The following is a 12,224-nucleotide window of genomic DNA, read 5'->3' on the forward strand; positions in this document are numbered from 1 at the left end:
GTCGCGGTGGCCTCCGGTCGGTCAGCCGCCGGTCACCCGTTTGGGGCGGGTGATCCCGCCGCCGTAGCCGAAGGGTGTGGCGGGCGGGCGACGCACCAGGTCACGGCGGAAGCCGGCGCGCGCGACGAGGGTCAGCAGGCACGCGACCAGGAAGGAGCCCGACGCCACCAGCCAGGCTCCCTCGAAGCTGACGGCGGAGATGAGCAGGCCGAAGAGCACCGGACCGATCGCGCCACCGGTGAACGCGCCGGCCTGCACGACCGAGGACGCCTTGGCCGGCGCGTCACGCCCGACCCGCGCCACGGCATACAGGAACAGCCCGGGCCAGGACCAGCCGAGCCCGAAGGCCAGGAAACCGAAGACCACGACCGCCCACGGCACCGGCAGCAGCCCGATCAGGAAGAGACAGACGGCCCCGAGGGCCATCTGCACGGCCACGATGCCCAGGTTGCCCCCGTGCCGACGGTCCGCGCGGTGGCCGGAGAAGACGCGGACCAGGATCGAGCTGCCCGATCCCGCGGCCATGAGCAGCCCCGCCTGCCCCACGGTGAGTCCGGTGTCGTGCGCCCAGCTGGCCAGGTAGGCGCCCAGGAAGTTGGCTGCCGCGCTGGCGAAGGTGATCGCGATCCCGCAGAGCAGGAGCGGCCACCGCGGCGCCTCGTCGCCCGGTCGCGCCGCGGCGGCCGCGCGGTCCCCACCCGCTCTCGCCGGCGGGCTGAGGAGGGCCAGGACGATCACGAGCACCCCGGCACAGCCGGTGACCACGAACGTGCTCCGCCAGCCGAACAGCGCCGTCATCGTCGGCACGGCGAGGCCACCGAACATGATCGCCGCCGGGACCGCGCTCTGCTTGATGCCGAAGCCCAGGCCCCTCCGGCGCACCGGCAGGGCCGTGGCCACCGTCTGGTTGGACGTGCCCTGGCAGGCAGCGTTCGCCAGCCCCAGCACCGCCATCGCGGGCACGAGCACCTCCCAGCGGTGCACCCCGAACGCCAGGCCGAAGCCTCCGAGCGCCACCAGGACCCCAGAGATCAACAGCCCCTGGCGCCGGGTCCAGCGCCCGAACTGGCCACCGCCGAGGATCGTGGCGACGGCTGCCACGCCGAAGAAGGTGCTGACCACGATGCCGAGCACGGACGGCCCGAAGTGGAGGTCCCGCTGCATGAGCACCGCCTGGGCGCCGACCAGGAACGGCGGGATCGCCCCCAGCGTCGTCAGCGCACTGGCCCCCAGCATCACCCGTGCCGCTCCGGGCTCCCCGTGGGGAGCACCCCTGACAGACCCTCCCCGCACGTCGCTCTCCTCAACCAAATCGTTATCTACATGCCATTGACGAAATGTACTGCCCTTTGACATAGTGCCCCGTGGCAACCAACGGCGGTCCGACACCGCGCCCGCTGCACCAGAGGTGATGGAGATCAGTATGTCGCGCAGTGCGCGCCGGACGGAGGAGCCGGGTTACCGACGGCTCGCCAGCCACCTGCGCGACGCGATCCGCGACCAGCGCTGGGCCGAGGGGGAGGCCCTGCCCACCGACGGGGAGCTGGGTCAGGAGTTCGGCGTCAGCCGCCAGACCGTCCGCCGCGCCTACCTCGACCTGGTGAACGAGGGGCTGGTCTACCGGGTCCCCGGCAGCGGCACCTTCATCACCCCCTCGCACCTGAGGTACCGGCGACCGTTCGAGACCGTCGACGACCTGTTGGGCCTGGCCGACGACACCGAGCTCGAGGTGGTCCAGCCGCTCGCGGGAGCCTTCGACCCGGACGCCGTGCGTGCCCTGGGGCTCACCTCACGGCTGATGTACGCCATGCGCTTCGTGCGCCGCCACCGCGGCACCGTCTTCTGCCACACCTCCGTCTACCTCCCCCCGGCCGTGGGCCAGCTGCTGGAGGGCGAGCCCACCTTCGGTGAGACCGGCGCGACGACCACGACGACGGTCATCGGCGCGATCACGGCACGAGGCGTGCAGCTCAACGGCGCCGAGCAGACGATGACCGCCCGCGCCGCCACCGAGACCGACCGGGAGCGGCTCGGGTGCGACGTCGGCCATCCCCTGCTCCACATCGAGCGGCTCTATGTCGACTCCAGCGGTGCCGCCGTCGAGTGGGCCGTCTCCGACTTCCTACCCGAGCACTACACCCACCGGCTCCATCTCGGACGCCGGCGCAGTACCCCTTCGTCGATGACGGCGGAGCGGCCATCCATGAAAGGAACACCCTCATGACTACGCGCACTCTGCGCACCCTCGCCGGGGTCGTCGCCATCGGGGCCCTGGCCCTGACCAGCTGTGGCGGGGCCCGCAGCGGTGGCGGTGACGACGGTGGCGACAGCACCGGTGGTGGCGGCAGCGAGACCTTCACCCTGAAGTTCTCCCACGTCACGACGGACGCCACCCCCAAGGGCAAGGCGGCGATCTGGTTCGAGGAGGAGCTGGAGAAGCGGACCGACGGTCGCATCGACGTCGAGGTCTTCTCCAACTCCTCGCTCTACGGCGACAAGGACGAGATGCAGGCCATCCAGCAGAACTCCGTGCAGATGCTGGCTCCCGCCTCCGCCAAGTTCACGACCGTCGCCCCCGCCCTGCAGGTCCTGGACCTGCCGTTCCTGTTCGACACCCCGGAGGACATCCCGTCCGTCGCGGCGCCGGACACCGAGGTCGGCAAGGCGATCTTCGCCAACGACGACCTCGCGTCCAAGAACATGAAGGTGCTCGGCCTCTGGGACTCGGGCATGAAGCAGATCCACTCCAACAACCTCACCCAGAAGCCGGCGGACATGGAGGGCAAGAAGTACCGCATCCAGCCCTCCGACGTCCTGAAGAGCCAGATCGAGGCCTGGGGAGGGTCCGCCGAGGCGATCGCCTTCGCCGAGGTCTACCCCGCCCTGCAGCAGGGTGTCATCGACGGTGGCGAGAACACCTACTCCAACATCGAGTCGCAGAAGATGCACACGGTGCAGAGCAACATCGCCGAGTCCAACCACGGCTACATCGGCTACATCCTGGTGGTCAACACCGAGTTCTTCGACAGCCTCCCCGAGGACCTGCAGCAGATCCTCGTGGAGACCGCTGAGGAGGCCTCGACCTACAACCGCGACAACGCCGTGGCGGTGAACCAGGAGTCCAAGGAGGCCATCGAGGCCGAGGGCAGCACCGAGATCAATGTGTGGACCGACGAGGAGCGTCAGGCGTTCAAGGATGTCGTCGTTCCCGAGATCTACGAGCAGTACCGCGATGTGATCGGCGACGAGATCATCGACGAGCTCCTGGCCAACCAGGAGTGATGATCCCTGTCCACCGAGCCGGGGCGGCCTCGCGCCGCCCCGGCACCGACCCCCACCACAGAGGGGTGCAGACGTGAAACCACTCGACCGGGCGCTCACGGTCATCGAGAACGTCATCGCCGCAGGCACCCTTGCCGTGGCCGCACTGATCTCGATCGTGAACGTCATCCTCCGGCAGTTCGACAAGTCCTGGTTCTGGACCGAAGAGGCCGTCATCTACCTGATCATCTACTCGACGTTCTTCGGCGCGATCGTCACGTTGCGGCACAACGAGCACGTCAGCGTGGACATCCTCGGCGTCTTCTTCAAGGACCGGGGCAAGAAGTGGCTGGCGCTGGTCGCCGGCACGGTCACGATCGTCTACCTGGTGATCATGGGCTACCTCGGTTGGCAGCTGATCGCCGAACCGTTCTCCTGGAGCACCGTCACCCCCGTGCTCAAGCTGCCGCTGTGGGTGGTCGAGCTCGCCGTGCCCCTGGGCATGACCCTCATGCTGATCCGCGCGGTCGAGATGCTGTGGCGCACGTGGAAGTACGGCGGACCCAGCGACGAGGAGCTGCTCGCGGCCGAGGCCGAGGCCACGGGTCTCACCCTCGAGGAGATCCGCGCCTCCCGCAAGGTCATCGCGACCGAGACGGACACCCAGGACGACACGAAGGAGGACGGCCGATGAGCACCGAAGTCATCACCCTGATCGTGATCCTGTTCGTGCTGCTGTTCACGTCGACACCGATCGCGATGGCCCTGGGCCTGACCTCCTTCGTCTACCTCTACTACTTCACGACCGTTCCGCTGACCCAGGTGGTCGAGCGGTTGTTCAACGCGCTGAACAGCTTCCCCCTCATGGCGATCCCATTCTTCGTCCTGGCCGCCAACATCATGACCAGGGGCGGGATCAGCCGCCGGCTCACCGAGTTCGGCAACGCCCTCGTCGGGCAGTACCGCGGCGGCATGGCGATGACGGCCGTCCTGGCCTGCATGTTCTTCGCCGCGGTGTCCGGCTCCAGCCCCGCGACGGTGATCGCGGTCGGCACGCTGATGATCCCGGCGATGATCCGGCACGGCTACTCCAAGGAGTTCTCGACCGGCCTCATCGCCACCTCGGGCTCGCTGGGCATCCTGATCCCTCCGTCGATCCCGCTGATCGTCTACGGCATCGCGACCGAGACCAGCATCGGTGACCTGTTCCTGGCCGGCATCCTGCCCGGCCTCGTGGCCGGCCTGATGCTGCTGGGCATGGCCGTCTGGGTGTCGCGGCGGCGCAACTTCGGCGAGCACACCGGCGAGAGGCTGCCCAGGGGCACGCGGCGTCGCGCCTTCCGCGACGCCATCCTGGCCCTGCTGCTGCCCGTGATCGTGCTGGGTGGCATCTACGGCGGCATCTTCACCCCGACCGAGGCGGCCGCCGCCGCGGTGGCCTACAGCTTCATCGTGGCGATGCTGATCTACCGGGAGCTGACCTTCAAGGACCTGGCGACCGTGTTCCTCAACTCGGCGAAGACGTCGGCGATGGTCATGTTCATCATCGCCAACGGCATCCTGTTCACCTTCGTGCTGTCCCTCGAGCGGATCCCCAACCAGGTGACCTCGGGCATCGCGGGGATGAACCTGGAGCCGTGGCAGTTCCTGCTCATCGTCAACGTGGTGCTGCTGATCGTCGGCTGCTTCATGGAGACCAGCAGCGCGCTGCTGATCCTCGCGCCGATCCTGCTGCCGATCGCCCTGGAGCTGGGCGTCGACCCGATCCACCTGGGCGTCATCATGGTGATGAACCTGGAGATCGGCATGATCACCCCACCCCTGGGGCTGAACCTGTTCGTGGCCTCGGGCCTGTCGGGCATGAGTGTGCTGCAGGTCGCCAAGGCAGCTCTCCCGAGTGCGGGTGTGCTGCTGGTCGCCCTGATCCTGGTGACCTACCTGCCCATCCTGTCGCTGGCCCTGATCAGCTAGCTCCAGGAGTATGCCGAGGTGCCGGCTTCCTCGGACCGGCACCTCGGCATACTCCGCCCCTCCCGCCACCCCCTCGACCGAGCGCACCGGCTCGCGCCGGCCCCACGGCATACCGAACACTGCCCGACTCTGGTTGACAAAATGTACGGCCCTTCGAAACAATGGCCTCACATCTACGGAGGACTGACCCATGAACCCACTCGACGGGATCACCGTCGTCTCGCTCGAACAGGCTGTCGCCGCGCCGTTCGCGACCCGCCAGCTCGCCGACCTGGGCGCCCGGGTCATCAAGGTCGAGCGACCCGGGCCCGGCGACTTCGCCCGCGGCTACGACGAGACCGTCAAGGGCATGTCGAGCCACTTCGTCTGGCTCAACCGGTCCAAGGAGTCGCTCGCCCTGGACCTGAAGAGTCCTCAGGGTCAGGAGGCGATCACCGCGCTGGCGCGCGAGGCCGACGTCTTCGTCCAGAACCTGGCCCCCGGTGCCGCCGAGCGGCTGGGCCTGGGCGCCGGGACCCTGCGCGCGGCCAACCCACGCCTGGTGCACGTCTCGATCTCCGGCTACGGACCCGGCGGGCCCTACACCACCAAGAAGGCCTACGACCTGCTCGTCCAGTGCGAGGCCGGCCTGATCTCGATCACCGGCACCGAGGATGAGCCGTCCAAGGTCGGCATCTCGGTCGCCGACATCGCCGCGGGAATGTATGCCTACAGCGGCATCCTCACCGCCCTGTTCCAGCGCGAGCGCACCGGCGAGGGCGCCACCCTCGAGGTGTCGATGCTGGAGGCCCTGGCCGAGTGGATGGGCTTCCCCCTCAACTACACGGTGTACGGCGGGAGCGCGCCACGGCGCAGCGGCGCCAAGCACGCGGCGATCGCACCCTACGGTCCGTTCCACTGCGGCGACGAGCAGCAGGTCTTTCTCGGCATCCAGAACGAGCGCGAGTGGGCGACCTTCTGTGACCAGGTGCTCGGCAACGCCGCCCTGGCCACCGACCCCCGCTTCGAGCGCAACAGCCTGCGGGTCGAGAACGCGGCCGCGCTCACGACCGAGATCGAGGCGGCCTTCGCCGGCCAGACCGCCGAGCAGGCAGCGGCCCGCCTCGAGGAGGTCGGCATCGCCAACGCGCTGCTGCGCGACCTGGCCGGCCTGGCCGCCCACCCCCAGCTGGAGGCCCGCGACCGCTGGGTCGACTACGACTCGCCGGTCGGTCGCCTCCGCGCCCTGATCCCCCCGGCCACGCTCCAGGGCTCCACCCCGGTCATGGGCCCGATCCCCGAGGTCGGCGAGCACACCGACCAGATCCTGGCCGAGCTCGGCCTGACACCCGCCGCAGGAGGCACCCCGTGAGCACCGTCGACACCATCGGCACGGAGGAGGGCTCAACAGCCACCACCGGACCCTCCGACACCCGGACCGTCGCTGCAGCGCTCGCGCACTGGGCGGCCAGCACCGAGCCGTCCCCGGCCGACCTGGAGCTGGCCGACCGCAGCCTCCTCGACACGGTGGCCGTGGCGCTGGCCGCCCGCACCCACGAGATCCGCCCGGTCGTCGACGCGCTCGACAGCCAGGCCGCCCGCTGGGCGGCGCTGGCCCACGTCATCGACTTCGACGACCTGCACCTGCCCTCGACCACCCACATCTCCACCGTGTGCGTGCCGGTCGCCCTGGCCACCGCCGGGCACGACGGCGCCCGGGCCGCGCGGGCCTATCTGGCCGGCGCGGGCGTGATGGCCCGGCTCGGGACTGCCCTGGGCTGGGAGCACTACACCAAGGGCTGGCACGCCACGACGACCGCCGGCGCGATCTCGGCAGCGGTGGTCGCTGGTGTCGCGCACGGCCTGTCCGAGGCGCAGCTGACGAACGCCATCGCGCTGGCGGTCCCCGCCTCGGGCGGCGTCCAGCGTGCCTTCGGCACGGACGCCAAGAGCCTGCAGGTCGGGATGGCTGCCCAGGCCGGCATCCAGGCCGCCCAGCTCGCGGCGGCCGGCGCCAGCGCGGACCCCCGTGCTGTCGAGGCGTGGATGGGTCTGCTCGGCGGCGACCCCGAGCACCCGTTGGTGGCCGACCCGGGCTCGGACCCGGCGATGATCCCCGACGGGCTGGCTATCAAGGTCTACCCCGCCTGCTACGCCCTGCAGCGCCCGATCGGCGCGCTGCGCGAGACGGCCGGAGGCCCGCTCGCCGCGGAGGACGTCACCGCCATCCGGCTGACCACGCCGCGCGGCACGGTCACCCCCCTGGTCCACAGCCGCCCGCAGACGGGGCTGGAGGGCAAGTTCAGCCTGGAGTACGCCGCGGCCACCGCCCTGCTCGACCCGCACTCGGGCTTCCAGGCCTTCGGTGACGAGGCCGTGCAGCGAACCGACGCCCAGCGTCTGGTCGGGCTCACCGAGATCACGCTGACCGACGAGCCCGGCGACGGCCTGCTCGTCGGCGCGGTCGACGTCGAGGTGGACCTCACCGACGGCCGCACCGTCACCGGCTCGCTCGACCTGCCGCCCGGCTCCCCCGGCAAGCCGCCCACGGAGCAGCAGATGACCGCCAAGGTGGAGGACTGCCTGCAGCTGGGCGGCGTCACCGGGGTCTCCCCGGCCGACATCAGCTGGGCCACCGGCGCCCGGCTGCTGTCCACCCACCTGCCCGCAGGCACCTGACCCTCACGCCGCAGGCACGACAGTGTGCCAAACCTCCCCAAAAAGGTGGAGGACGCGGTCCGAACTTCCCCAAAAATGGTCTGACACGAGAGAAGAACCGATGAGCACCGAGATGTTGTCCGAGGAAGAGGTTGAGATCGTCCGCCTGGTGCGGGAGTTCGTCACCGAGCAGGTCAAGCCGGTCGCCAGCGAGCTGGAGCACGCCAACACCTACCCCGAGGACCTCATCGACGCGATGAAGGAGATGGGCATCTTCGGGCTGGCCATCCCCGAGCCGTGGGGTGAGGCGCAGGTGAGCCTGCCGGCCTACTGCCTGGTCACCGAGGAGCTGGCGCGCGGCTGGATGAGCCTGGCCGGCGCGATGGGTGGGCACACCGTGGTCGCCAAGCTGATCCTGGCCTACGGCACGCAGGAGCAGAAGGACACCTACCTGCCCCGGATGGCGACCGGAGAGCTGCGCGCCACGATGGCCCTCACCGAGCCCGGTGGCGGCTCCGACCTGCAGGCGATGCGCACGACCGCCAGGGTCGACGGCGACGACTACGTGGTCAACGGCTCCAAGACCTGGATCACCAACGCCCGCAAGGCCGAGCTGATCGCGCTGATGGTCAAGACCGACCCGGAGGCCGAGCCGCGCCACAAGGGCGTCTCGATCCTGCTGGTGGAGAAGGAGGGCGAGGACGGCCGGGAGGGCTTCCACCTGTCCCGCGACCTGCCCAAGCTGGGCTACAAGGGCGTGGAGAGCTGCGAGATCGCCTTTGACGGTATGCGGGTGCCCCGCTCGGCCCTGCTCGGCACCGAGGAGGGGCTCGGGTTCGCCCAGATGATGAAGGGCCTGGAGGTCGGCCGCCTGCAGGTCGCCTCGCGCGCGCTCGGCGTCGGCCGGGCCGCCCTGGAGGACTCCCTGCAGTACTCCCAGGAGCGCGAGTCCTTCGGCGTCCCGATCTGGAAGCACCAGTCGATCGGCAACTACCTGGCGGAGATGGCCACCAAGCTCGTCGCCGCCCGGCAGCTCACGCTGCACGCGGCGCGCGCGTTCGACGCCGGTCAGCGCGCCGACATGGAGGCTGGGATGGCCAAGCTGTTCGCCTCCGAGGTCGGCATGGAGATCGCCCTGGACGCGATCCGGATCCACGGCGGCTACGGCTACTCGACCGAGTTCGACGTCGAGCGCTACTTCCGCGACGCGCCGTTGATGATCGTGGGCGAGGGGACCAACGAGATCCAGAAGAACGTCATCGCCCGGCAGCTGGTCAAGCGCGGGAACGTGGACCCGGTATGACGACAGTCCAGTCCGCGCGCTCGTTCCTGTTCGTGCCCGGTGACCGGCCGGAGCGCTTCGACAAGGCCGTCGCCAGCGGGGCCGACGTGGTCATCATCGACCTGGAGGACGCCGTCGCGCCGGAGGCGAAGGCGGTGGCGCGGGACGCCGTCGTCAAGTGGCTGACGGAGGGTGGCCGAGCGGCCGTGCGGGTCAACGCTGCGGACAGCGCGGAGCACGCTGACGATGTGGCCGCCCTGGCCGGGATCGCTTCTGCTGCAGAAGCGTCCGGAGCTGGGGCGCCGACACCCAGCACAGGGCTGCTGGCGGTCGTGCTGCCCAAGGCCGACGACCCGGATCTGGCCAGCAGTGTCGCGAACCTGACCGGCGTGCCGGTGATCGCTCTGGTGGAGTCGGCGCTGGGCGTCGTCCGGGCGCACGAGCTCGCCGCTGCCCCAGGTGTTTCCCGGCTGGCGTTCGGTCACCTGGACTACGCCGTCGACCTCGGCAGCGGCAACGGCCGCGAGGCCGTCCTGCTGGCCCGCTCCACTCTCGTGCTGGCCTCGCGCGCAGCCGGACTGCCCGGCCCGATCGACGGGGTCACGACCGCCCTCGACGACACCGAGGTGCTGACCGACGACCTGGCCTACGCCCGCGACCTCGGCCTGACCGGCAAGCTGCTCATCCACCCCAGGCAGGTGGAGCCCACTCACGCGGCCCACCGCCCCTCGGAGGAGGAGGTGGCGTGGGCCCAGCGGGTGATCGAGGCGGCCTCAGCCGGCGGGGCCGTCCGCGTGGACGGCGACATGGTCGACCCGCCCGTGGTGGCGCGCGCCGAGGAGATCCTGCGCCGGAAGGGCAACTGACATGACGACCACAGACCCCGCCGACAACCCCACCACAGCCACCCGCACCGAGGTGATCTCCGCCGAGCCGGTCGAGTCCCTGGCCGCGATGCTGGAGACCGAGGTGCCCTTCGAGGCCGGGGCGACCGTCCCGCCGCTGTGGCACTGGATGTACCTGCTCGACCGCCGCCGCCAGTCCGACCTGGGCCGCGACGGCCACCCGACCAGCGGCATCCCGGCCCCACCCGGCCCGGGGCGTCGCCGGATGTTCGCGGGCGGGCGAGTCACGACATACGCTCCGCTGGTCATCGGTGAGCCCGCGACCAAGGTCACCTCGATCGCCAGGACCCTCGAGAAGAAGGGCCGCACCGGCCCGCTGACCTTCGTCACCGTGCTGCAGGAGATCAGCCAGGGCGGTGAGCTGGTCATCCGGGAAGAGCAGGACATCGTCTACCGCGCCCCGGGCACCGGCGCGCTGCCCCCGGCGCCCGAGCCGCCGACGCCACCAGCCGGCCCGGTGCTGACCCTGGCCGTCGACGAGCGGATGCTGTTCCGGTTCTCGGCGCTGACCTACAACACCCACCGCATCCACTACGACCTGGGCTACGTGCCGACCGAGGGCTACGACGGCCTCGTCATCCACGGTCCCCTGCAGGCGCTGCTGATGGGCGACCACATGCGGCGCGAAGGGATCGACCTGGTCGGGTGCACCTACGGCTACCGCCTGGTCTCGCCGATGGTCGGGCCCCAGACCCTGACCATCGTTCCCGGCCAGGACGGCCTGGCCCACGGCGCCGAGTCCCGCAGCGAGGCCGGGGCCATCTGTGCGGTCAGCACCCTGACCAGGCCGACCGACTGAGTCGGTGGCCGCGGACATCGCCCAGGAAGACGCCCCCGTCCGGGAGGACGTGACACTGGTGTCTCCAGGTGCACCAGCCGACCCATTGGTGTCTCCAGGTGCACCAGCCGACCCATTGGTGTCTCCAGGTGCACCAGCCGACCCATTGGTGTCTCCAGCTGCACCAGCCGAGCCATTGGTGTCTCCCCCCGCACCAGTGTCACGTCCCCGGAACCCGCGTAGTCTGGAGCCATGAGCCAGCCGCAGGAGGTCCCGATCCGGGACGAGTCCATCCGCCTGGGCCAGCTGCTCAAGCTCGCGGGTGTCGTGCAGGACGGCGCGATGGCCCGCATGGTCATCGAGAACGGCGAGGTCACCGTCGACGGGGAGACGGTCATGCGCCGCGGCATCCAGGTGCGGCCGGGCTCAGTCGTGAAGTACGCGGACGCGGACCTGCTGGTGACCACCGACCGCCACTGATCAGGTCGTTCAGCCGCAGAGGATGCGTTCCATCGCCATGCGTAGACGTCTGACCTCGACGCCAAGACTCGTGAACCGGTCAAGGGCGCTGCTGCAGCCTGCCCGCGATGAGCCAGGCCTCGGCCTGCGGTTGAGGAACGTTCCTTGGCACCGTGACCTGCGGTGGGGCGCCGGTCATCGGCGCACCTCCTGCGCGAGCACGTCGGCGACGACCTTGTCGTTGCGGCCACCGCCAAGTTCGGCCACGTCCACGAGGCAGGCAGCCAGGTCGACCCGGACAACGGGTTCGGAGCGGAGCAGCACGTTGCCGCCTGAGTCCGGGACCAGCAGGAGATCCCAGATGACGCGTTCGCGGTCGACGTCGGCCACATGTGGCTCGACCAGCGAACCACCCGCCAGGCCCAGCGCGGGATGTGCCACGCCGCCGGATCTCAGCCTGGAGTCGGCAAAGAGGTCTTGCGCCTCACCCTGATAGGAGAAGCGTTGAGCGCGGCACCGGCGCGGCAGCCAGGCACGCAGCAGCGACGCGGGGTGGCGACTGGCGGCCAGCTGTTGCCAGCGCTGCCGCAAGCGAGAGCGTTCGCGGTGGGGCAGCTCTCCCCAGCTCGGCCCCGGCTCCTCCCCGAGGTGCTGCCCCATCAGATCCACCATGGCCCGGGCGACACGCGGGGACATCGGACGGACACCAGGTCGGCGCGATGCCTGGTGGGCCTTGAGGGCCGCCTCAGGGATGGACCAGCTCCGGCCCACCCGATGAGCCTCCAGCTGACCGTCACGGATCAGCTGGTTGACGCGCTGACGACTCAGACCGAGCAGCCCGGCAGCTTCAGCGACCGAGAGATCAGACATGACACAAGCCTAGCGCTCTGACAAGACTAGTGGCAAGCCCTTCGGTGGCTCTCCACACTCG

12 protein-coding genes are annotated in these 12,224 nt (G+C 70.0%); 10 read left to right on the forward strand and 2 right to left on the reverse strand.

The features are described from left to right. Nucleotides 1–21 precede the first annotated feature (21 nt). Complete coding sequence (locus tag DA085_RS00875) at nucleotides 22–1,293, reverse strand: MFS transporter (protein WP_161958369.1); 1,272 nt, start codon at nucleotides 1,291–1,293, stop codon at nucleotides 22–24. A gap of 130 nt (nucleotides 1,294–1,423) precedes the next feature. Between DA085_RS00875 and DA085_RS00880 the strand changes: the two genes are divergently transcribed. The 10 genes from DA085_RS00880 to DA085_RS00925 all read left to right on the forward strand — a co-directional run bounded on the left by DA085_RS00880 (nucleotide 1,424) and on the right by DA085_RS00925 (nucleotide 11,314). Beyond that, a complete protein-coding gene (locus tag DA085_RS00880; RefSeq protein WP_161958370.1) occupies nucleotides 1,424–2,224 on the forward strand; it encodes a GntR family transcriptional regulator in 801 nt (266 codons plus the stop codon). Beyond that, nucleotides 2,221–3,282 (forward strand): DctP family TRAP transporter solute-binding subunit, encoded by a 1,062-nt coding sequence (locus tag DA085_RS00885; RefSeq protein ID WP_109471045.1) that lies wholly within the window; start codon nucleotides 2,221–2,223, stop codon nucleotides 3,280–3,282. Before DA085_RS00880 ends, DA085_RS00885 begins: the two co-directional genes overlap by 4 nt. A gap of 73 nt (nucleotides 3,283–3,355) precedes the next feature. After that, entirely contained in the window at nucleotides 3,356–3,955 is a 600-nt protein-coding gene (locus DA085_RS00890; RefSeq protein WP_109471046.1) for a TRAP transporter small permease, read from the forward strand. Continuing rightward, nucleotides 3,952–5,232, forward strand: coding sequence for a TRAP transporter large permease (locus DA085_RS00895; protein ID WP_109471047.1), 1,281 nt, complete (start codon nucleotides 3,952–3,954; stop codon nucleotides 5,230–5,232). Before DA085_RS00890 ends, DA085_RS00895 begins: the two co-directional genes overlap by 4 nt. A 190-nt stretch (nucleotides 5,233–5,422) precedes the next feature. Next, nucleotides 5,423–6,583 carry a CaiB/BaiF CoA transferase family protein gene (locus DA085_RS00900; RefSeq protein ID WP_109471048.1) on the forward strand — a complete coding sequence of 387 codons (1,161 nt, stop codon included), beginning with the start codon at nucleotides 5,423–5,425 and terminating at the stop codon, nucleotides 6,581–6,583. Continuing rightward, nucleotides 6,580–7,890, forward strand: coding sequence for an MmgE/PrpD family protein (locus DA085_RS00905; protein ID WP_202619054.1), 1,311 nt, complete (start codon nucleotides 6,580–6,582; stop codon nucleotides 7,888–7,890). Before DA085_RS00900 ends, DA085_RS00905 begins: the two co-directional genes overlap by 4 nt. Nucleotides 7,891–7,990: 100 nt before the next feature. Then, the gene (locus DA085_RS00910; protein WP_237565235.1) at nucleotides 7,991–9,172 is read left to right on the forward strand and encodes an acyl-CoA dehydrogenase family protein; all 1,182 of its coding nucleotides are present in this window, start codon (nucleotides 7,991–7,993) and stop codon (nucleotides 9,170–9,172) included. Next, the gene (locus DA085_RS00915) at nucleotides 9,169–10,017 is read left to right on the forward strand and encodes an HpcH/HpaI aldolase/citrate lyase family protein (RefSeq protein WP_109471049.1); all 849 of its coding nucleotides are present in this window, start codon (nucleotides 9,169–9,171) and stop codon (nucleotides 10,015–10,017) included. The genes DA085_RS00910 and DA085_RS00915 overlap by 4 nt, the downstream gene beginning before the upstream one ends. A 1-nt stretch (nucleotide 10,018) precedes the next feature. Beyond that, on the forward strand, nucleotides 10,019–10,855 hold the full coding sequence (locus tag DA085_RS00920; RefSeq protein WP_109471050.1) for an HTD2 family dehydratase: 837 nt from the start codon (nucleotides 10,019–10,021) through the stop codon (nucleotides 10,853–10,855). 231 nt (nucleotides 10,856–11,086) lie between these two features. Further along, entirely contained in the window at nucleotides 11,087–11,314 is a 228-nt protein-coding gene (locus DA085_RS00925; RefSeq protein WP_109471051.1) for an RNA-binding S4 domain-containing protein, read from the forward strand. Nucleotides 11,315–11,488: 174 nt separating this feature from the next. Here the strand turns inward: DA085_RS00925 and DA085_RS00930 are convergent, their stop codons facing one another. Continuing rightward, complete coding sequence (locus DA085_RS00930; protein WP_109471052.1) at nucleotides 11,489–12,163, reverse strand: helix-turn-helix domain-containing protein; 675 nt, start codon at nucleotides 12,161–12,163, stop codon at nucleotides 11,489–11,491. Nucleotides 12,164–12,224: the final 61 nt, after the last annotated feature.

The organism is Ornithinimicrobium cavernae (assembly GCF_003121625.1).
Taxonomy (GTDB): domain Bacteria; phylum Actinomycetota; class Actinomycetes; order Actinomycetales; family Dermatophilaceae; genus Ornithinicoccus; species Ornithinicoccus cavernae.

Coding starts and splice junctions, on each gene's coding strand:
- DA085_RS00880 (WP_161958370.1), top strand. CDS start 1,424: ATGTCGCGCAGTGCGCGCCGGACGGAGGAGCCGGGTTACCGACGGCTC.
- DA085_RS00920 (WP_109471050.1), top strand. CDS start 10,019: ATGACGACCACAGACCCCGCCGACAACCCCACCACAGCCACCCGCACC.
- DA085_RS00910 (WP_237565235.1), top strand. CDS start 7,991: ATGAGCACCGAGATGTTGTCCGAGGAAGAGGTTGAGATCGTCCGCCTG.
- DA085_RS00900 (WP_109471048.1), top strand. CDS start 5,423: ATGAACCCACTCGACGGGATCACCGTCGTCTCGCTCGAACAGGCTGTC.
- DA085_RS00925 (WP_109471051.1), top strand. CDS start 11,087: ATGAGCCAGCCGCAGGAGGTCCCGATCCGGGACGAGTCCATCCGCCTG.
- DA085_RS00915 (WP_109471049.1), top strand. CDS start 9,169: ATGACGACAGTCCAGTCCGCGCGCTCGTTCCTGTTCGTGCCCGGTGAC.
- DA085_RS00885 (WP_109471045.1), top strand. CDS start 2,221: ATGACTACGCGCACTCTGCGCACCCTCGCCGGGGTCGTCGCCATCGGG.
- DA085_RS00895 (WP_109471047.1), top strand. CDS start 3,952: ATGAGCACCGAAGTCATCACCCTGATCGTGATCCTGTTCGTGCTGCTG.
- DA085_RS00930 (WP_109471052.1), bottom strand. CDS start 12,163: ATGTCTGATCTCTCGGTCGCTGAAGCTGCCGGGCTGCTCGGTCTGAGT.